General features: G+C 60.8%; 18 protein-coding genes and 1 other RNA gene. 4 read left to right on the top strand and 15 right to left on the bottom strand.

Translation table 11 applies throughout. The features are described 5' to 3' along the window. Nucleotides 1-5 precede the first annotated feature (5 nt). The 15 genes from PSH88_RS05645 to rsmI form a co-directional block, all read right to left on the bottom strand. Nucleotides 6-872, bottom strand: coding sequence for a cell division protein FtsQ/DivIB (locus PSH88_RS05645; protein WP_305425276.1), 867 nt, complete (start codon nt 870-872; stop codon nt 6-8). Nucleotides 873-876: 4 nt separating this feature from the next. Next, a complete protein-coding gene (locus PSH88_RS05640) occupies nt 877-1,857 on the bottom strand; it encodes a D-alanine--D-alanine ligase (protein ID WP_305425275.1) in 981 nt (326 codons plus the stop codon). After that, complete coding sequence (gene murC / locus PSH88_RS05635; protein WP_008005018.1) at nt 1,854-3,314, bottom strand: UDP-N-acetylmuramate--L-alanine ligase; 1,461 nt, start codon at nt 3,312-3,314, stop codon at nt 1,854-1,856. Before murC ends, PSH88_RS05640 begins: the two co-directional genes overlap by 4 nt. Beyond that, on the bottom strand, nt 3,307-4,377 hold the full coding sequence (murG, locus tag PSH88_RS05630) for an undecaprenyldiphospho-muramoylpentapeptide beta-N-acetylglucosaminyltransferase (protein ID WP_305425274.1): 1,071 nt from the start codon (nt 4,375-4,377) through the stop codon (nt 3,307-3,309). The genes murC and murG overlap by 8 nt, the downstream gene beginning before the upstream one ends. After that, entirely contained in the window at nt 4,367-5,584 is a 1,218-nt protein-coding gene (gene ftsW, locus PSH88_RS05625) for a putative lipid II flippase FtsW (protein WP_305425273.1), read from the bottom strand. The genes murG and ftsW overlap by 11 nt, the downstream gene beginning before the upstream one ends. Then, a complete protein-coding gene (murD, locus tag PSH88_RS05620; protein ID WP_305425272.1) occupies nt 5,581-6,927 on the bottom strand; it encodes a UDP-N-acetylmuramoyl-L-alanine--D-glutamate ligase in 1,347 nt (448 codons plus the stop codon). The genes ftsW and murD overlap by 4 nt, the downstream gene beginning before the upstream one ends. Nucleotides 6,928-6,932: 5 nt before the next feature. Further along, nucleotides 6,933-8,015: a phospho-N-acetylmuramoyl-pentapeptide-transferase gene (gene mraY, locus PSH88_RS05615; RefSeq protein WP_007904350.1), complete on the bottom strand. Its 1,083-nt coding sequence runs from the start codon at nt 8,013-8,015 to the stop codon at nt 6,933-6,935. Next, nucleotides 8,015-9,382 carry a UDP-N-acetylmuramoyl-tripeptide--D-alanyl-D-alanine ligase gene (locus tag PSH88_RS05610; protein WP_305425271.1) on the bottom strand — a complete coding sequence of 456 codons (1,368 nt, stop codon included), beginning with the start codon at nt 9,380-9,382 and terminating at the stop codon, nt 8,015-8,017. Before PSH88_RS05610 ends, mraY begins: the two co-directional genes overlap by 1 nt. Further along, the gene (locus PSH88_RS05605; RefSeq protein WP_305425270.1) at nt 9,375-10,838 is read right to left on the bottom strand and encodes a UDP-N-acetylmuramoyl-L-alanyl-D-glutamate--2,6-diaminopimelate ligase; all 1,464 of its coding nucleotides are present in this window, start codon (nt 10,836-10,838) and stop codon (nt 9,375-9,377) included. Before PSH88_RS05605 ends, PSH88_RS05610 begins: the two co-directional genes overlap by 8 nt. Then, a complete protein-coding gene (locus PSH88_RS05600) occupies nt 10,838-12,577 on the bottom strand; it encodes a peptidoglycan D,D-transpeptidase FtsI family protein (RefSeq protein ID WP_177319036.1) in 1,740 nt (579 codons plus the stop codon). Before PSH88_RS05600 ends, PSH88_RS05605 begins: the two co-directional genes overlap by 1 nt. Beyond that, nucleotides 12,577-12,870: a cell division protein FtsL gene (ftsL, locus tag PSH88_RS05595; RefSeq protein ID WP_038981628.1), complete on the bottom strand. Its 294-nt coding sequence runs from the start codon at nt 12,868-12,870 to the stop codon at nt 12,577-12,579. The genes PSH88_RS05600 and ftsL overlap by 1 nt, the downstream gene beginning before the upstream one ends. Continuing rightward, nucleotides 12,867-13,814, bottom strand: coding sequence for a 16S rRNA (cytosine(1402)-N(4))-methyltransferase RsmH (gene rsmH / locus PSH88_RS05590; RefSeq protein ID WP_370694677.1), 948 nt, complete (start codon nt 13,812-13,814; stop codon nt 12,867-12,869). Before rsmH ends, ftsL begins: the two co-directional genes overlap by 4 nt. After that, nucleotides 13,811-14,266 carry a division/cell wall cluster transcriptional repressor MraZ gene (mraZ, locus tag PSH88_RS05585; RefSeq protein WP_003205355.1) on the bottom strand — a complete coding sequence of 152 codons (456 nt, stop codon included), beginning with the start codon at nt 14,264-14,266 and terminating at the stop codon, nt 13,811-13,813. The genes rsmH and mraZ overlap by 4 nt, the downstream gene beginning before the upstream one ends. A gap of 353 nt (nt 14,267-14,619) precedes the next feature. Then, an RNA gene (rnpB, locus tag PSH88_RS05580) (RNase P RNA component class A) lies at nt 14,620-14,973 on the bottom strand. 73 nt (nt 14,974-15,046) lie between these two features. Further along, the gene (gene rsmI / locus PSH88_RS05575; RefSeq protein WP_162130595.1) at nt 15,047-15,952 is read right to left on the bottom strand and encodes a 16S rRNA (cytidine(1402)-2'-O)-methyltransferase; all 906 of its coding nucleotides are present in this window, start codon (nt 15,950-15,952) and stop codon (nt 15,047-15,049) included. Nucleotides 15,953-16,129: 177 nt separating this feature from the next. Between rsmI and PSH88_RS05570 the strand changes: the two genes are divergently transcribed. From PSH88_RS05570 to PSH88_RS05555, 4 genes are all read left to right on the top strand, one after another. After that, complete coding sequence (locus PSH88_RS05570; protein ID WP_305425268.1) at nt 16,130-17,941, top strand: penicillin-binding protein activator; 1,812 nt, start codon at nt 16,130-16,132, stop codon at nt 17,939-17,941. Next, nucleotides 17,941-18,303, top strand: coding sequence for a YraN family protein (locus PSH88_RS05565; RefSeq protein WP_305425267.1), 363 nt, complete (start codon nt 17,941-17,943; stop codon nt 18,301-18,303). The genes PSH88_RS05570 and PSH88_RS05565 overlap by 1 nt, the downstream gene beginning before the upstream one ends. Before the next feature lie 104 nt (nt 18,304-18,407). After that, on the top strand, nt 18,408-19,001 hold the full coding sequence (locus tag PSH88_RS05560; protein ID WP_007904374.1) for a phosphoheptose isomerase: 594 nt from the start codon (nt 18,408-18,410) through the stop codon (nt 18,999-19,001). Then, nucleotides 18,998-19,576 (top strand): BON domain-containing protein, encoded by a 579-nt coding sequence (locus PSH88_RS05555; protein WP_019582358.1) that lies wholly within the window; start codon nt 18,998-19,000, stop codon nt 19,574-19,576. The genes PSH88_RS05560 and PSH88_RS05555 overlap by 4 nt, the downstream gene beginning before the upstream one ends. Nucleotides 19,577-19,611: the final 35 nt, after the last annotated feature.

The raw sequence follows: 19,611 nt of genomic DNA, 5'->3' as shown, positions 1-19,611 counted from the left end.
TCTTCTTAATTCTTCGCGACAGCGGGTTGGGCTGTCGTGGGCGCTACAGGTTCCCGCCAGCCAACAGCGAGGCCGTTGGCGTAGCGCAGATCGATGCGCGCAATGTTCGTAATCTGTTCTTTGAGCGTCTTGTCATAGATGGCAATGAAGCGGCGCATCCGTTCCACCAGCTTGCCGCGTCCCAGCAGCAGTTCGATTCCAGGGCCCGCGCTGCCGGCGCCGGTGGTCAGGAACCAACTGCCTCGTTCACGCAACTCCAGGCGTGCAATCGAGAAACCCAATGGCCTGAGCATCTGGCTCAGCACCTGGTATTGCTGCATCACTTGCTGCTGGGCCCGCTGCGGGCCGAACAGCTGTGGCAAATGTTCGTAGTTCGCCAGCTCACGCGGGGTGAACGCCTGCCCCTGATTGTTCAACAGCGACTCATCGCCCCAACGGGCCACCGGCAGCTGTTCTTCCAGGCGAATCACTACTTGATCCGGCCATACCCTGCGCACTTCGGCGTGGGCAATCCATGGCATCTGTTCAAGCTCGGTGCGCATACCCGCCAGGTCGATGGTGAAGAAGCTCGACGCCACGTAGGGGGCGATCCGCTGCTGCACCGCTTGCTGGCTGATGTAACTCAAGTCGCCCTGCACCGCGATCTTGGTGATCGGCCGGTCGGCGTACGGCAGCAAACGCTGTGCGCCTTCATAAGTGCCGAACCCCAGTGCAACCAACAGCACGGGCCAGAACAGGCTTTTCAGAAAACCAAAGTTGGCTTTCGGCAGGCGCGCGGACATCGGCTCTTTGGCCACCATTCGGCTGGCACCCCGCGGCACCGGCTTGCGGCCGGGTGCGGAGGGCTGATGTCTCAGCTGTGCGCCTTGCATGGTCTTAACCTCGCGGCTCTTTGTTGCTGGCAGCATTACCAGCAACGCTTGCGGCCAGAATCGCCAGAACCAGTTGCTGGAAATCCAGGCCAGCGGCACGGGCCGCCATCGGAACCAGACTGTGATCGGTCATGCCCGGCGCGGTATTGACTTCCAGGAACCAGAACTGCCCGTCGGCGTCCTGCATCACGTCTGCCCTGCCCCAACCGGCGATACCCAGCGCCTCACAGGCTTTGGCCGTGAGGTCCATGAGTTCTTTTTCTTTATTGCTGTCCAGGCCACACGGAATCCGGTACTGGGTATCGGAAGCCACGTACTTGGCGTCGTAGTCGTAGAAACTGTGGGTTGTGCCCAGGGCGATTGGAGGCAACACCTGGTCACGCAGGGTGGCGATGGTGAACTCCGGACCTTGAATCCATTGCTCGACCAACACTTGCGAATCGTAGGTACTGGCCGCTTTCCACGCCTCGATCAACTCGGGCGCGGAAGTCACTTTGGCCATCCCGATACTGGAGCCTTCATGGGCCGGTTTGACGATCAAAGGGAAGCCCAGTTCCGTGGCCGCCGAAATACAATCGGCCTCAGAGCTCAGTACCGCATGGCGTGGCGTCGGAATACCGAGGCTGTGCCAGACCTGCTTGGTGCGCAGTTTGTCCATGGCCAGTGCCGAGGCAAGAATGCCGCTACCGGTGTACGGAATCCCTGCGCATTCGAGCAGGCCTTGCATGCTGCCGTCTTCACCGCCACGACCGTGGAGGATGATGAAGGCGCGATCGATTTTTTCGTTCAGCAGACGCTGCAGCAAGTCGTCGCCCACATCGATACCGAACGCGTCCACGCCGGCGCTTTGCAGTGCCTCGAGCACTGCGTTACCCGACTTCAGGGAGACCTCACGCTCGGCACTCTTGCCGCCGAACAGCACGGCGACACGGCCGAAGTCTTTCGGCGCGATAGTGGAGACGAGGTTGGCGTAAGCAGCAGTCATTTCAACTTCCCCACGCTTGGCGCGGCAACCGCGCCAGCGAACAACGGACTGTTCAATAGTTTCGGTGCGAGACCGCCGATATCACCGGCGCCCTGGCACAACAGAATGTCGCCGGCACGCAGCAGCGGCTTGACGATCGGTGCGAGGTCGATGCCGCGCTCGATGTAGATCGGGTCGAGCTGACCGCGCTGGCGAATGCTGTTGCACAGCTTGCGGCTGTCAGCGCCCGGAATCGGCTCTTCACCGGCCGGGTAGACTTCCATCAGCAGCAGCACGTTGGCGTCGGCCAGTACATTGACGAAATCGTCGTACAGGTCGCGGGTGCGGCTGTAACGGTGCGGCTGGTAAACCATCACCAGACGGCGCTCCGGCCAGCCACCGCGCACGGCTTTGATCACAGCCGCGACCTCGGTCGGGTGGTGACCGTAGTCGTCCACCAGCATTACGTTGCCGCCTTCAACCGGCAGTTCGCCGTACACCTGGAAGCGACGACCGACACCCTGGAACCCGGACAGGCCCTGGACGATGGCTTCATCGCTGACGCCTTCATCGGTGGCGATGCAAATGGTCGCCAGCGCGTTCAGCACGTTGTGGTTGCCCGGCATGTTCACCGACACATCCAGCGGCTCGCGATCAGGGCGCAGCACGGTAAAGAAAGTCTGCATGCCCTGCTGACGCACATTGATGGCACGCACGTCGGCATCGTCGCCAAAGCCATAAGTGACCGTCGGACGTTTCACCTGCGGGAGGATTTCACGCACCACCGGATCGTCCAGGCACACCACCGCCAAACCGTAGAACGGCAGGTTGTGCAGGAACTCGACGAAGGTTTTCTTCAGTTTGTTGAAGTCGCCGTCGTAGGTCGCCATGTGGTCGGCGTCGATGTTGGTGACCACGGCCACCAGCGGCTGCAAGTGCAGGAAGCTGGCATCGCTTTCGTCGGCTTCGGCGATCAGGTAACGGCTGGTGCCGAGCTGGGCATTGGTGCCCGCGGCATTCAAACGACCACCGATCACGAATGTCGGGTCCAGGCCACCGGCCGCGAACACCGAAGCGATCAGGCTGGTGGTGGTGGTTTTGCCGTGGGTACCGGCGACGGCGATGCCGTGGCGGTAGCGCATCAGTTCGGCCAGCATCTCGGCACGCGGCACCACCGGAATACGGCGCTCCAGAGCGGTGGCGACTTCCGGGTTGGAAGTGTTCACAGCGCTGGAGGTGACCAGCACATCGGCGTTCGCGGCGTTCTCGGCGCGGTGGCCGATATAGATGTGGGCACCGAAGGATTCCAGGCGCTCGGTCACCGGCGATGCTTTCAGGTCGGAACCGGACACTTCATAGCCCAGGTTCAGCAACACTTCGGCGATGCCGCACATGCCCACGCCGCCGATACCGACGAAGTGGATGCGACGGATGCGGCGCATTTCCGGGTGCGGCATGGCTTTCTTGTTCTCAACCATGGGCCACCTCCAGGCAGGTATCGACCACGTTACGAGTGGCATCGGGTTTGGCCAGGCGGCGTGCCGCGCTGGCCATGTCGTTGAGTCGTTGCGGTTGCATCAAGACCTCTGTCAGGCGAGCGGCAAGATCCGCTGCGCCAGTCGTTCTTTGCGGCATCAGGAAGGCAGCGCCTTCACGGGCCAAATAATCGGCGTTGCGGGTCTGGTGATCGTCGATCGCGTGGGGCAAAGGCACCAGCATCGAGGGCAGACCGGCAGCCGCCAGTTCACTGATGGTCAGCGCGCCTGCGCGGCACACCACCAGGTCGGCCCAGCCATAGGCTTGGGCCATGTCTTTGATGAAAGGCTGCACTTGCGCCTCGACGCCAGCCGCGCGATAGCGCTCTGCAGTCACTTCATCGTGGTTTTTGCCAGCCTGATGAAACACGTCCGGGCGCAGGTCGGGGGCGACTTGCGACAGGGCTTCAGGCAGCAACTTGTTCAACGGCTCTGCGCCCAGGCTTCCGCCCAGGATCAGCAAACGCGCCTTGCGACCGGCCAGGGCAGGTCGCGGTGTTTCGAGGAACAGCTCGGTGCGCACCGGGTTACCGGTGGTGCGACGGCTGTTCGACAGGGTAAAGGTGTCGGGGAACGCTTCACAGACTCGGGCGGCCAACGGCACCAGCAACCGATTGGCGGTACCGGCCACGGCGTTCTGCTCATGAACGATCACCGGCACGCCGGCCAATTTGGCTGCAACGCCGCCGGGGCCGGTCACAAAACCACCGAAGCCGACCACGCAGACCGGCCGCAGCTGGCGAATGATCGCCCGCGCCTGCCAGATCGACTTGAGCAACATGATCGGCGCCTTGAGCAGAGACAATTTGCCCTTGCCGCGCAAACCGCTGGCGTGGATCCGATGCAATTCAATACCCGCCGCCGGCACCAGATCGTTTTCGATCCCGCGCGGCGTGCCCAACCAATGCACGGTGTAACCACGGGCCTGGAACTCTCGAGCGCAGGCCAGTGCCGGGAACACGTGCCCCCCGGTGCCGCCGGCCATGATCAATACGTTAGCGCCCATGGGTCGGCTCCTCGGCGAAGTCGCTCTCATGGAACTCCATCTCTTCGCTGCCCAAGTGGGTTCGACTCTCCCACTCGATGCGTAGCAACAAGCCAAGACAGGCACAGCAGATCACCAACGAACTGCCGCCATAACTGAGGAATGGCAAAGTCAGACCTTTGGTTGGCAGCAGGCCGACGTTCACGCCAATGTTGATCAGAAACTGACCAATCCACAGGAACGACAGGCCGTACGCGATATAGGCGGCGAAAAATTGCTTGGCCTTCTCGGCCCAATAACCGATGTACATGCCCCGAATACAGACAAAGACGAACAGCGCCACCGTGCACAAAGAACCTACGGCCCCCAGTTCTTCGGCCAGGACCGAGAACACGAAGTCCGTGTGGGCTTCCGGCAGGTAGAACTGTTTCTGCACGCTGTTGCCCAGGCCAACGCCCAGCCATTCGCCGCGACCGAAAGCGATCAAGGCTTGAGACAACTGATAGCCAGCACCGAACTGGTCGGCCCACGGGTCCGCGAAGTTGGTCAGTCGCGCCATTCGATACGGCTGCATTTGAATCAACAACACCACCGCACCGACAGCCAGGACAACCATCAAGGAAAAACGGAACAGCCCGACCCCGCCGAGGAACAGCATCGCCGCAGCAGCCCCCATCATCACGACGGTGGCACCGAAGTCCGGTTCCATCAGCAACAGACCCGCCATCGGCAGCAGAACGATGAACGGCTTGAAGAAGCCCATCCAGCTTTCACGCACTTCTTTCTGGCGACGCACCAGATAACCGGCGAGGTAGATCACCACGAATACCTTGGCAATCTCGGAAGGCTGGACGTTGAAGAAACTGAAGCCGATCCAGCGCATCGAACCGTTCACTTCACGGCCGATCCCGGGGATGATCACCATCACCAGCAACCCGAACGCACCAATCAGCATCAGCCAGCCCAGGCGTTGCCAGGTAGCGATCGGAATCATCATGGTGACGATGCAGGCACCAAGGCCCAGCACCACGTAGATCAGGTGGCGAATCATGTAATACAGGGCACTGCCCGACTGCACCGCCGCCACTTCGGTCGATGCCGATGCAATCATGACCAGCCCAAGGCCCAGCAGCGCCAGGCAGCCGGCGAGCATCGGGAAATCGAGGTCGATGCCGCGCCCGGTGATGATCGGCGACGGATACGGCTTGATGATATTCAGGAGGCTCATGCCAAGTCCTCCACGGCGCGGACAAACTGGTGACCGCGATCTTCGTAGTTCTTGAACATGTCGAAACTGGCGCAGGCTGGGGACAGCAGCACCGCGTCGCCCGGCTCGGCGATGGCGCGGCATTGCGCGACGGCTTCAACCAGCGAACCCACGCGAATCAGTGGTACGGCATCGCCGATGGCCTCACCGATCTTGTCGGAATCACGGCCCATCAAAATAACGGCGCGGCAGTTGGCCGCCACCGGACCGCGCAAATCCTTGAATTCAGCACCCTTGCCGTCGCCACCGGCAATCAGCACGATCTTGCCGTCGATGTCCGCGCCAAGGCCTTCGATGGCGGCCAGTGCGGCGCCGACGTTGGTGGCTTTGGAATCGTTGTAGTAGCTCACGCCGTTCAGGTCGCGCACCCATTGGCAGCGATGCTCGAGGCCGGCGAAGGTGCGCAGGCTTGAAAGCATCGCCTCGAACGGCAGCCCCACGGCGTGGCCCAGCGCCAAGGCCGCCAAGGCGTTGGACTGGTTATGCGCGCCACGAATCTTCAGCTCGCGCACCGGCATCAGGTTCTGGAATTCGAAGGCCAGGTATTTCTCGCCATCCTCTTCCCGGATACCAAAGGCCTTGAAATCGGGTTTGCTCAAACCGAAGGTCCAGCAAGGCTGACCTTCACCCATCAGCGGACGACTCAAGGCGTCCTGACGATTAACCACAAACTGCCTGGCGCCGCGGAAGATCCGGTGCTTGGCCAAGTGATAAGCCGGCAGACCGCTGTAGCGGTCCATGTGGTCTTCACTGATGTTGAGTACGGTCGCCACTTCGGCGTTGAGTTGATCGGTGGTTTCGAGCTGGAAGCTCGACAGTTCCATCACGTACAACTCGACGTCATCGCCGAGCAAATCCAGCGCCGGCGTGCCGAGGTTGCCGCCGACGGCAACACGCTTGCCGGCCGCAGCCGCCATCTCGCCGACCAGGGTGGTGACGGTGCTTTTTGCGTTGGAACCGCTGATGGCGACAATCGGCGCCTTCGCGTTACGCGCGAACAGCTCGATATCGCCGGACAACTTCACGCCACGGGCGGCGGCAGCCTGCAGGGCCGGGGTCGCCAGCGCCAGGCCCGGGCTCACGTAGAGCTCGTCGGCACGGCACAGGAATTCGACGTCCAGCTCGCCACAACGCACTTCCACGTGCGGATAGTCACGCTTGAGCGTGGCCAGTTCCGGTGGATTTTCCCGCGTATCGGCGACAGCAAACGACACGCCCCGGTTCGCCAGGAAGCGAACCAGGGACATGCCGCTCTTGCCGAGGCCGACAACGATGCGGAAGTGGTCAGAAGCGATCAGAGACACTCGTTCTACCTCAGCTTCAGGGTGGCAAGGCCGACCAGTACCAGAATCACGGTGATGATCCAGAAACGGACGATCACACGTGGCTCGGGCCAGCCCTTGAGTTCAAAGTGGTGGTGTATCGGTGCCATGCGAAACACACGGCGACCGGTCAGCTTAAAGGAGGCAACCTGAATGACGACCGACAGGGTCTCCATCACGAATACACCGCCCATGATGAACAGGACGATTTCCTGACGGACGATCACCGCGATGGTGCCTAGGGCAGCGCCCAACGCCAGTGCGCCGACGTCGCCCATGAACACTTGGGCCGGATAGGTGTTGAACCAGAGGAAACCCAGGCCCGCGCCGATCAACGCGCCGCAGAACACGATCAACTCACCTGCGCCCGGTACGTAAGGAATCAGCAGGTATTCGGCGAATTTCACGTTACCCGACAGGTAGCAGAAGATCCCCAAGCCGCCGCCGACCATCACGGTAGGCATGATCGCCAGACCGTCGAGGCCGTCGGTCAGGTTGACCGCGTTGCTCGAGCCGACAATCACGAAATAGGTCAGGACAATGAAACCCGCGCCCAGCGGAATGCTGTAGTCCTTGAGCATCGGCAGGATCAGGGTGGTTTCTACCGGCGTCGCGGCAGTCATATAAAGGAAGATCGCCGCGCCCAGGCCGAACACTGACTGCCAAAAATACTTCCAGCGGCTCGGAAGACCGCGAGAGTTTTTCTCGATGACTTTGCGGTAATCGTCGACCCAGCCGATGGCGCCGAACAGCAGGGTCACCAACAACACGACCCAAACATAACGGTTGGCCAGGTCGGCCCAGAGCAAGGTGCTGACGCCGATGGACGAAAGAATCAGCGCGCCGCCCATGGTCGGGGTGCCCGACTTGGACAGGTGCGATTGCGGACCGTCATTGCGAACGGATTGACCGATCTGACGGTTCTGCAAGGTGCGGATCATCCACGGGCCATAGCACAGTGACAAGACCAGCGCGGTCAGCACACCGAGGATCCCGCGCAGGGTCAGGTACTGAAAGACCGCGAAGCCTTTGTAGAACTGTTGCAGATACTCCGCTAGCAGCAGCAGCATTAATGTTTCTCCAGACGGGTCCCGCACAAAGCGGCGACGATGTTTTCCATCGCGGCGCTGCGCGAGCCCTTGATCAAAATGGTGGTGTTTGTGTCCTGCTCGGCTTCCAGGGCCTTGATCAGCTCAGCCTGTGTGCTGAAGTGAAAAGCCTGCTCGCCGAAAGCGTTCACGGCATGGGTCATCATTGGCCCAACCGCGTAAAGCGCGGAAACCTTGCCGCGGGCGTACTCGCCCACATCGCGGTGCCCCTGCTCCGCCCAATCGCCCAACTCGCCGATATCTCCGAGCACCAAAACGGTGCGACCGGAAAAGCCGGCGAGTATATCAACGGCGGCGCACATGGAGGTGGGGTTTGCGTTGTACGTGTCATCGATCACGCGCATGCCATTGCTGGCCAGTTGCGCGACGGTGCGGCCCTTGACCGGTTGCACGGCGCCGAGACCCGTGGCGATACCGAACAGCGACACGCCCAAGGCATGGGCGGCAGCGGCGGCGGCCATCGCATTGGCGACGTTATGGGTGCCGAGCAGGTTCAACTGAACCCGCTCCACACCTTCAGGGCTGTGCAGATTGAACGCCGGGCAACCGCGGGCATCGCGGTCCAGATCGCTGGCGTAGAAGTCGGCGCTGATGTTGCTCAGGGCAAACGTCAGCACTTTGCGACCGGCGGCTCGGGTTTTCCAGATTTCAAACGCCTTGTCGTCGAGATTCAGCACGGCGACGCCATCGGCATCCAGCCCTTCGAGAATCTCGCCCTTGGCTTCAACGATTTTTTCCGGCCCGCCGAACTCACCGACGTGGGCGGTACCGGCGTTGTTGATGACAGCCACGTGGGGCTTGGTCATGCCGACGGTGTAGGCAATCTCGCCGAGCCGCGAAGCGCCGAGTTCGATCACGGCGGCGGTATGTTCCGGCGCCAGTTCGAGCAGGGTCAGCGGAGCGCCGAGGTCATTGTTCAGGTTGCCACGGGTCGCCAGCACCGGACCGCGCGTGCGCAGGATGCTTGCCAGCATTTCCTTGACCGTGGTCTTGCCGCTGGAACCAGTGATGGCCACAACCGGCTGAGTGAATGCCGCACGGTTTATCGCGCCCAATTGGCCGAGGGCCTGACGGGTGTCCTTGACCAGCAGTTGCGGCAATGCGCTGTCGGCAACTTCGCGCTCGACCAGGGCACCCACGGCGCCTTTGGCGGCGACATCATTGAGGTAGTCATGGCCATCGAAACGCGGGCCGGCCAGAGCAATAAACAGCTGCCCGGGCGTGATCGCGCGGCTGTCGATGCTGACGCCGTCGAAGCTGGCGTCGCTGGCAATCAGACGGCCATTCAACGCGCTGGTCAGTTCGCTCAGTTTCAAAGCTTTAAGCATGGGCCACCTCCCACGCGGTCAGGGCGTGATCGGCCTCGACCAGATCGGAGAAAGCGTGGCGCTCGCCGTTGATTTCCTGATAGTCCTCGTGACCTTTACCGGCCAGGACAATCACGTCATCCGCCGAAGCGCTGGCGATCAATTGGGCAATCGCCTGGCCACGGCCGGCGACGAAGGCTACTTTATCCACAGCGGTGAAACCGGCGCGGATGTCGTCGAAAATCACAGCCGGGTCTTCGGTGCGCGGATTGTCATCGGTGACCAGTACGCCATCGGCCAGACGCTCGACCACTTCCGCCATCAACGGACGCTTGCCGCGATCGCGATCACCACCGCAACCGAACAGGCACAGCAACCGGCCTTTGGCGTGAGGACGCAGGGCCATCAAGACTTTTTCCAGCGCATCCGGTGTGTGGGCGTAATCGACCACCACCAACGGCTGAGTACCGCCGCCCAGGCGCTGCATGCGACCGGCCGGGCCTTCGAGTTTCGGCAGCACTTTGAGAATTTCGTCCAGCGCGTAGTCCAGCCCGAGCAAGGCGCCGACCGCGGCCAACACGTTGCTCAGGTTGAAACGGCCGAGCAAGGTGCTGCGCAAATGGTGTTCGCCTTGGGGCGTGACCAGCGTGGCGCGCACGCCTTCGTCGTCGAACTGCGCTTCGCGGCAATACAGGTAGGCGCTGGAATCTTCCAGGCTGTAAGTGATCAGCCGCGACTCGCCCTCATCAGCCGCCAGTTGCCGACCAAAATCGTCGTCGAGGTTGACCACCCGGCACTTCAGATCATTCCAGGCAAACAACTTGGCCTTGGTTTCGCCATAGACCTGCATGGTGCCGTGGTAATCCAGATGATCGCGCGACAGGTTGGTCATCACCGCCACATCGAACGCCAACGCAGTCACGCGGCCCTGATCCAGGCCGTGGGAAGAGACTTCCATGGCCACGGCTTTGGCGCCGGCCTTTTTCAGGTCAGCGAGGGTCGCTTGCACCGCAATCGGGTTCGGTGTGGTGTGCAGACCGCTTTCCAGCGCGCCGTAGAAACCGGAGCCCAAGGTGCCGACAATGCCGCAGTGCTGACCGAGCAGGTCAAGCGCCTGGGCAACCAATTGGGTCACGCTGGTTTTACCGTTGGTGCCGGTGACGCCGATCAGGTTCAAATGACGGCTCGGGTCGCCATAAAAGCGCCCGGCGATGTCCGACAATTGCGCCGCCAGGCCTTTGACCGGAATCAACGGCACGTCGGTGATCGGCAGCACAGTCGCGCCTTCGACCTCATAAGCCACGGCAGCAGCGCCGCGTTGCAAGGCGTCGGCGATGTGCGCACGCCCGTCGAACTTGCCACCAGGAACCGCGAGAAACAGATCGCCTGCTCGTACGTTGCGGCTGTCCAGCGCCAATTCGCGGATCAACAGATCGCGGCCGGCGTGGGCGAAAATCTTGTTCAGGCTCAGCGACATCAGCCGCGCCCTCCATTAGCTTTCAGCGGAACGACCGGTGCGGCGTTCGCTTGTTGAGTGGCTGGCAGGTTGTCCGGGGTGATGTTCATCAGGCGCAAGGTCCCGGACATCACTTTGCTGAACACCGGCGCCGATACCAGACCACCGAAATAACCGGCCTTGGTCGGCTCGTCGATCACCACCACGATTGCGTAGCGCGGATCGCTCATCGGGCCGAAGCCGGCGAACAGCGAGCGGTAGGAATTCTCGGCGTAGCCCTTGGTGCCGACCGATGTTTTACGCGCGGTACCCGACTTGCCGCCCACGTGATACGCCGGCACCTGCGCTCGGAATACACCGCGCGGGGCTTCAATCACTTGTTGCAGCATGGTTTGCATGGTTTTCGCGACGGCTTCCGGTAATACCTGTGTGGTTTGCGGCGCCTTGTCGGTTTTGATCAGGGTCAGCGGCGCGAGACGACCATTGTTGGCCAGGGCCGAGAAGGCGTGGACCAACTGGATCGCGGTCACGGAAATACCGTAGCCGTAGGACAGCGTGGCGGTTTCAGCCTTGCGCCATTCGCGGTAGTTCGGCAGGTTGCCGACGCGCTCGCCCGGGAAGCCGAGGCCGGTGTCCTGGCCGAGGCCGACTTTCTGCGCAAGGCGGAAAATCGTTTCGCCGCCGATATCGAACGCGACCTTACTCATGCCGACGTTACTGGAATTGATCAGGATACCGGTCAGGTCGAGCACCGGGCCTTCACTCTTGGAGACGTCCTTGATGGTGTACTTACCAATCTGCAAGGTGCCTGGATACACCTCGACGGTATCGGTCGGCTTCCAACGCCCGGTTTCAATCGCGGCGCTCATGGAAATCGCTTTCATGGTCGAACCCGGCTCGAACACGTCGATCATTGCGCGGTTACGCATCATCGCCGGCTGCAGGTTGCGACGGTTGTTCGGGTTGTAGGTCGGCTGGTTGACCATGGCCAGGATCTCGCCGGTCTTCACGTCCATGATCACCAGGCTGCCAGCCTTGGCGCCGTTCTCGATGATCGCGTTGCGCAGTTCCCGGTTGGCCAGGTATTGCAGACGCAGGTCAATGGACAACGCCAAGGGCTTGCCGGCCTTGGCGTTTTTGGTGACCTGGACATCTTTGATCAGCCGGCCGCGCCGGTCCTTGATCACCTGTCGCTTGCCGGGCACGCCGGCCAGCCATTCGTCGTAGGCAAGCTCGACGCCTTCGCGTCCGTGGTCATCGATGTCGGTAAAACCGACCATGTGGGCGGTGACTTCACCGGCCGGGTAGAAACGCCGGAACTCTTCGATGCCATAAACGCCCGGCACTTTCAGATCGAGCACAGCCTGGCCTTGCTCGGGGGTCAGCCCGCGCACCAGATAAATGAATTCTTTGTTGGCCTGGGCTTCGAGACGTTCGGCCAGGGCTTTCGGGTCCTGCCCCAAGGCAGCCGCCAGTGCCGGCCACTTCTCTTTGGCCGTTTGCATTTCCTTGGCGTTGGCCCACAGGGTGGTGACCGGGGTACTCACGGCCAACGGCTCGCCGTTACGGTCGGTGATCAGACCACGGTGAGCCGGAATCGGAATATGACGAACACTGCGCGCATCGCCCTGACCTTTAAGGAAGGCACGGTCGACCACTTGCAAATCGATGATGCGCCAGGCAATCGCCGCCACCATGATGCCGAGCAAACCCACCACCAGACGGAACCGCCATGGGAAGAGCGCGCCTTCGAGTTTCATCATGGCGCCACCATCTGCACTTCAGCGGCGCCAGGAATGCGCATCTTCAGTTGCTCGGTGGCCAGGACTTCGATACGGCTATGGGCGGTCCAGGTGCTCTGCTCGAGAATCAACCGGCCCCACTCCGCCTGCGCCTTGTCGCGCACACTCAATTCGCCGTACAGGGAATTCAGCAACTGACGGTTCCAGTGCGCGCTATAGGACACGCCGATGGCCGACACAAGCACGCCGACAAACAGCAGCAGCATGAAAAAGCTTCCGCCGGGAAGTGGCTTGGCGAAAAGCTTGCTCACCGCAACTTCTCCGCGACACGCATGATGGCGCTACGGGAACGTGGGTTGGCTTTGAGTTCGGCCTCGGAGGCGGACTGCGCTTTGCCATGGATTTTGATTTTCGGTTCGAAAGCGACGTGACGGACCGGCAGGTTGCGCGGCAGGTTGTCGGCTTCGCCTTTCACCAGTTTGCGCATGAACAGTTTGACGATGCGGTCTTCCAGCGAGTGGAAGCTGATGACGACCAGACGGCCGCCCACTTCCAGGCATTCCAGCGCGGCTTCGAGGCCGGTTTCCAGATCGCCCAGTTCGTTGTTGACGTGAATACGCAGGCCCTGGAATGCACGGGTGGCCGGGTTCTTGCCCTTTTCCCATGCCGGGTTGGCGACTTTCAGCACTTCAGCCAGATCGCCAGTGCGCTCGAACGGCTTGATGTCGCGACGCTCGGCCACGGCACGCGCCATGCGACCGGAGAAACGCTCTTCGCCGTATTGCTTGAACACCCGGGCGATTTCTTCCACCGGCGCGGTGTTTACAAACTCGGCGGCGCTGATCCCGCGGGAGGGGTCCATACGCATGTCCAACGGACCGTCGTTGAGGAAACTGAAACCGCGCTCCGGGTCGTCGAGCTGCGGCGAAGACACGCCGAGGTCGAGCAGAACACCGCTGACCTTGCCGGCCAGACCGCGTTCGGCAACTTCCGAACCGAGCTCGGCAAAGCTGCGCTGCACAACGACAAAGCGGCCGTCTTCGGCCGCTAGCGTTTGCCCGGTGGCAATCGCTTGAGGATCTTTGTCGAATCCGAGCAACCGGCCATCAGGCCCGAGCTGGCTGAGGATCAACCGACTGTGCCCGCCACGTCCGAACGTACCGTCCAGATAGCAGCCATCAGGACGTACGGCGAGAGCCTCGACGGCTTCGTCAAGCAGTACGGTGATGTGGTTAAAGCCGCTATCAATAGTCACAGGATCAAATCACGCAGTTCATCAGGCATGGCGCCCGGTTGTTGAATAGCAGCCAGGTCAGCGGCAGAAACCGCATTCCAGGCATCCTCGTCCCACAATTGGAACTTGTTCAGTTGGCCTACCAACATTGCGCGCTTATCCAACTTGGCATATTCGCGAAGACGCGGTGGAACCAGAAAACGACCACTGCCATCGAGCTCGAGGTCGACGGCATTACCAATCAGTAAACGTTGCAGGCGGCGGTTCTCTTCGCGAAGCGAAGGCAGTGCGCGCAGTTTGGTTTCGATAATTTCCCACTCATCGAGGGGATAAACACACAAACACGGATCAACGGCATCGATGGTGACGATTAATTGACCGGAACTACGCGAAACCAGCTCGTCACGGTACCGGCTCGGCATAGCGAGACGGCCCTTTGCATCGAGACTGATAGCGTTAGCTCCGCGAAACACGTCAGCGTTTCTCCAAATATTAGCGTTTTACGCTCAAAAAACCCACTTCATGCCACTTTCCGCCACTTGCGCACACTATAGGAATGCGCCCACCACACCGTCAAGGCGCGGATTAAAGGAAAAGCCTTACAGAACGGAGATTTAGGAGCGTAAAAGGAGGGTTAACGAGAATCTGACGGATGAATTCGCTCAATAACTTGAATCAGCACAGAAGGCTGCGCTCAGAAGTTAAAGTAGTTTGTTAAGAGTAAGATTTTTTCGGTATTACAAAAGCGCTTCTGCTATTGATTCAGCAGGGAGGGAAATTGCCATTACACACATCGCTGCCAATGACTCGGCAGAGAGGAAAAAAGGTGGAGAGTCGATCTGTAAGCCGGGTTCTGTCTTGAACAGTCATTCGTCTACGATGGCCATCACTGGACATCTTTAGCAACCTACCCGGTCCCAGCGCGGGCCACGCCTTGGGACCCTATTTGGTCTTGCTCCAAGTGGGGTTTACCTAGCCACGAACTGTTGCCAGACGTGCGGTGCGCTCTTACCGCACCTTTTCACCCTTACCGGCGCCGAAGCGCTTAGGCGGTTATTTTCTGTGGCACTTTCCGTAGGCTCACGCCTCCCAGGCATTACCTGGCACTTCGCCCTATGGAGCCCGGACTTTCCTCCCCCCCCTAATTTTCATAGAGGGCAGCGACTGTCCGATCGACTCTCCGCCGCGAAGATTAACGGCAGAGCGGCCGAAGAACAAGCGCTAAAAGCCTCTGGCCGGCGCTGCATGTGGGTTTACTCGCCCTTCTGTTTATCCAGCGCGACCTGATAGAGCACATTCTTGCGCTCGCCGGTAATTTGCGCGGCCAATGCCGCCGCACGCTTGAGCGGCATCTCTTCGAGCAGCAGATTGAGAATACGCATCGCCTCACTGCTGACTGCGTCTTCGGTCTCGGGGGCAGTCCAGCCCGCCACCAGCACCACACACTCGCCACGTTGCTGATTGCTGTCCGATTCGACGAACTCGCGCAACTCGGCCAACGGCAAGCCTTTAAGGGTTTCGAAGGTCTTGGTCAGCTCTCGCGCCAGCAATGCCGGACGCTCGGCACCGAATACCAGCTCCATGTCTTGCAGGCATTCGAGGATGCGGTGCGGTGCTTCATAGAAAATCAGCGTGCGCGGCTCTTCTTTTACCAGCTCCAGACGAGCACGTCGGCCGACAGCCTTGGCCGGCAAAAACCCTTCGAAGATGAAACGGTCGGACGGCAGCCCCGCCGCCGACAACGCCGCAATCAAGGCACATGCACCCGGAACCGGCACCACATTGATTCCCGCGGCACGGGCCTGACGCACCAGGTGATAACCCGGATCGGAAATCAGCGGCGTCCCGGCGTCGGAGATCAACGCCACATCGTCGCCAGCCAGCAAGCGCGTGATAAAGCGGTTACCCTCCTCCCGCTCGTTGTGTTCGTGGCAGGCCGCCAGCGGCGTGGGAATGCCGAAATGCTGCATCAACCGCTGGGAATGGCGAGTGTCTTCGGCCGCGATCAAGGCGACCTCGCGCAGGATTTTCAGCGCGCGCGCACTGATATCGTCCAGGTTGCCGATGGGCGTCGCCACCACATAAAGCGAGCCAGCAGCGGAATTCAAAGCACCTGGAGCAGTCAAAGCGCACACCTCATGATCGGTAAAAGGCGACATTGTAGCGCGTAGCGGCGCTTGCGATACGTCTCGCCCTCCCCGGGTTTTCCAGCCTTTTGTGCAGTGCTGCAACATTTGCACGAGCTAAATTGATCGATTCACGCCAGTAACATCGCGCCCCGGCCAGTGCTTGGGTACAATTCCACGCTAATTTGATCGAGTATCAGGAACACTTACATGATCGCTTGCCTGCGGCTGCTCACTGCCCTCTGCCTCGCTGCCTTGCTGGCGGCTTGCGCCAGCTCGCCCTCCTCCAGCCTTGGCGAACTTCCACGGACCCCGGACGCCAGTATCGAGCAACTGCTCGAACAGGCCACTAAAAGCAAAGATCCGGAAAAAGCCGCTCTATTGCGCTTGAGCGCGGCAGACCTGGCTTATCGTCAGGGTAATGCCGGGCAGTCCGCGCAAATCCTGCAACAGGTCCCGGTGGAACAACTCAAGCCTGGCCAACAAGTCTTCGCCAACACCCTGGCGGCTGAACTGGCCATGGTCCGCAATCAGCCCAAAGCGGCGCTGACTGCCCTGAGCCATCCGAGCCTGCAACGCCTGAGCGAACTGCCCGTCGAACAACAGGTTCGCACCGGCACCGTTCATGCCCGCGCCCTTGAGGCTGATGGCCAGACCCTGGCCGCCGCACGGGAGCGCATCTTTATTGCGCCGATGCTTGAAGGTGAAGCAGCCAGCAAAAACCACGAAGCGATCTGGACTCTGATCGCTTCGCTGCCGACCGATCAATTGCAGCCGACCACTGACGATGACCTCGGCGGCTGGATCCGTCTGGCGCTGGCGGTGAAAACGGCCGGCACCCTGGAACAGCAGCAAGCCGCGATCGACAACTGGCGTGAAAAGAATCCAAAGCACCCGGCTGCCATCCAGCTGCCGCTGCCACTGACCAAACTCAAGGAGCTGGCCAGCCAGCCCCTGAGCAAGATCGCCCTGCTGCTGCCGCAAGACGGCCCGCTGGGTTCGGTTGGCAAAGCACTGCGCGAAGGCTTCATGGCCGCTCACTACCAGGCGCAACAAGCCGGGCAGAAGCCGCCGGCCATCGAGTTCTATGACAGCTCGCGCCTGACCTCCCTCGACGAGTTCTATCGCAAGGCCCAGGCCGATGGCGTGCAACTGGTGGTCGGCCCACTGGAGAAGCCGCTGGTCAAACAGCTCAGCGCGCGCCCGCAACTGCCGATCACTACCCTTGCACTGAACTACAGCGAAGGCGAACAAGGTCCAGCCCAACTGTTCCAGTTCGGTCTTGCCGCTGAAGACGAAGCCCGCGAAGTGTCCCGTCGCGCGCGCGCCGATGGCCTGCACCGCGCCGCAATCATGGTGCCGAAAGGCGAATGGGGCGACCGGGTACTCAGGGCGTTCAGCCAGGATTGGCAAGCCAACGGTGGCAGCATCGTTGCTATCGAGCGCGTCGACCAACCGGTGCAACTGGCCCAGCAGATTGCCGACATGTTCCAGCTGCGCCAGAGCGAAGGCCGCGCCAAGAGCCTGCAAAGTACCGTTGGCTCGCAGGTTGCCGCACAACCTTCGCGTCGTCAGGACATCGAATTCATCTTCCTGGCCGCAACGCCGCAACAAGCTCAACAGATCAAACCGACCCTGAACTTCCAGTACGCGGGTGACGTGCCGGTTTACGCCACCTCCCACGTGTTCAGCGCCAGCGGCGACCAGAACCAGTACAACGACATGAACGGTATTCGCTTCTGCGAAACCCCATGGCTGCTGGATGCCAACGACCCGCTGCGCAAGCAGGTCACCGCACAATGGCCACAAGCCGGCGGCAGCCTGGGTCGCCTGTACGCGATGGGCGTTGACGCCTATCGCCTGGCACCGCGCCTGGGGCAACTCAAGGCCTTGCCGGACAGCCGCATCCAAGGCCAATCGGGCAGCCTGGGCATGACTCAGAATCAACGGGTCGAGCGTCAGCTGCCATGGGCAGAGTTCGCCAACGGTCAGGTTCAACGCCTGCCGGACACCTCGCGCTGATGCCTGACAGGTCACGCCAGCAAAGCGGTAAAGATGCCGAGCGTCATGCGCTCGAGCATCTTCAGCGACAAGGTCTGCGCCTGCTGGCGCAGAACTGGTTGTGTAAACGCGGCGAGCTTGATCTGGTCATGCTTGATGGCGATACAGTAGTATTCGTCGAAGTCCGCTACAGAAAAAACACCCAATGGGGTGGCGCGCTCGATAGCATTGATGGGCGCAAACGGCAGAAACTGATTTTTGCCGCGCAGTATTTTCTTCAGCGCGAGTCGCGTTGGGCCAATTCCCCCTGCCGCTTCGACGTGGTTGCCATCGACAGCAACCTTGATCAGTTGAACTGGTTGCAGAATGCCTTCGACAGCTGATCGCTTGCGCCCCGAACCGGACACCTTCACCCAACACTTTTGCTCTTTGCTTTGCGGGCTGCACATTCATGTGCCGAGTAGCCGCGCTAATTAAGGTCACACAGATGGACATGCAATCGCGAATTCGCCAGCTTTTTCAGGCCAGTATCGACACCAAGCAACAGGCGATGGACGTACTTGCACCGCACATCGAGCAAGCCAGCCAGGTCATGGTCAACGCCCTGCTCAACGAGGGCAAAATGCTGTCCTGCGGCAACGGCGGTTCCGCCGGTGACGCACAGCACTTCTCGTCCGAGCTGCTCAACCGCTTCGAGCGCGAGCGCCCGAGCCTGCCCGCCATCGCGCTGACCACCGACAGTTCGACGATCACCTCGATCGCCAACGATTACAGCTACAACGAAATCTTCTCCAAACAGATTCGTGCCCTCGGCCAACCGGGTGATGTATTGCTGGCGATTTCCACCAGCGGCAACTCGGCAAACATAATTCAAGCGATCCAGGCCGCACATGATCGCGAAATGATTGTCGTAGCATTGACCGGTCGTGATGGCGGTGGCATGGCGTCACTGCTATTGCCTGAGGACGTCGAGATTCGCGTACCGGCCAACGTCACTGCACGTATTCAGGAAGTCCACCTGCTGGCGATCCATTGCCTTTGCGATTTGATCGACAGCCAACTGTTCGGGAGTGAAGAATGACCCCTAATCGCCTAGGCCTTCTGGCCTTGACCCTGTGCCTTGGCATCAGCGGCTGCACTTCGGTGGTTAACGCCAGCCGTGAAGCGCCGATCGACGATGACCGTGGTACCCGCACCTTCGGTAGCAAGATCGACGACTCCCTGATCGAAACCAAGGCCGGTGTAAACATCGCCAAGGCCGATCCGGACCTGGACAACAACTCGCACATCGTCGTCACCAGCTTCAACGGCGTGGTGTTGCTGGCCGGACAAACCCCGCGCGCTGACCTCAAGGCCAAGGCCGAACAGGTTGCCGCCTCCGTTCAGCGCGTGAAGAAGGTGCACAACGAACTGCAAGTGCTGCAGCCATCCTCGCTGCTGGCGCGCCAGAACGACACCTGGCTGACCACCAAGATCAAGACCCAGATGCTCACCGATCCTTCCATCCCGGGCTCGCGCATCAAGGTTGTGACCGAAAACGGCATCGTCTACTTGCTGGGTCTGCTGACCAAGCAGGAAGCGGCGCAGGCGACCAATCTGGTGCAAGGCGTTTCCGGCGTGCAGAAGATCGTGAAGTTGTTTGAGTACATCGACTGATACCTGCTTACTGGCGATGGCGTCCCTGAGATCGC

It is taken from the genome of Pseudomonas wuhanensis, from assembly GCF_030687395.1.
Taxonomy (GTDB): domain Bacteria; phylum Pseudomonadota; class Gammaproteobacteria; order Pseudomonadales; family Pseudomonadaceae; genus Aquipseudomonas; species Aquipseudomonas wuhanensis.
Note: the sequence above shows the minus strand (reverse complement) of the source record. Positions and strands in the feature narration are given on the sequence as shown.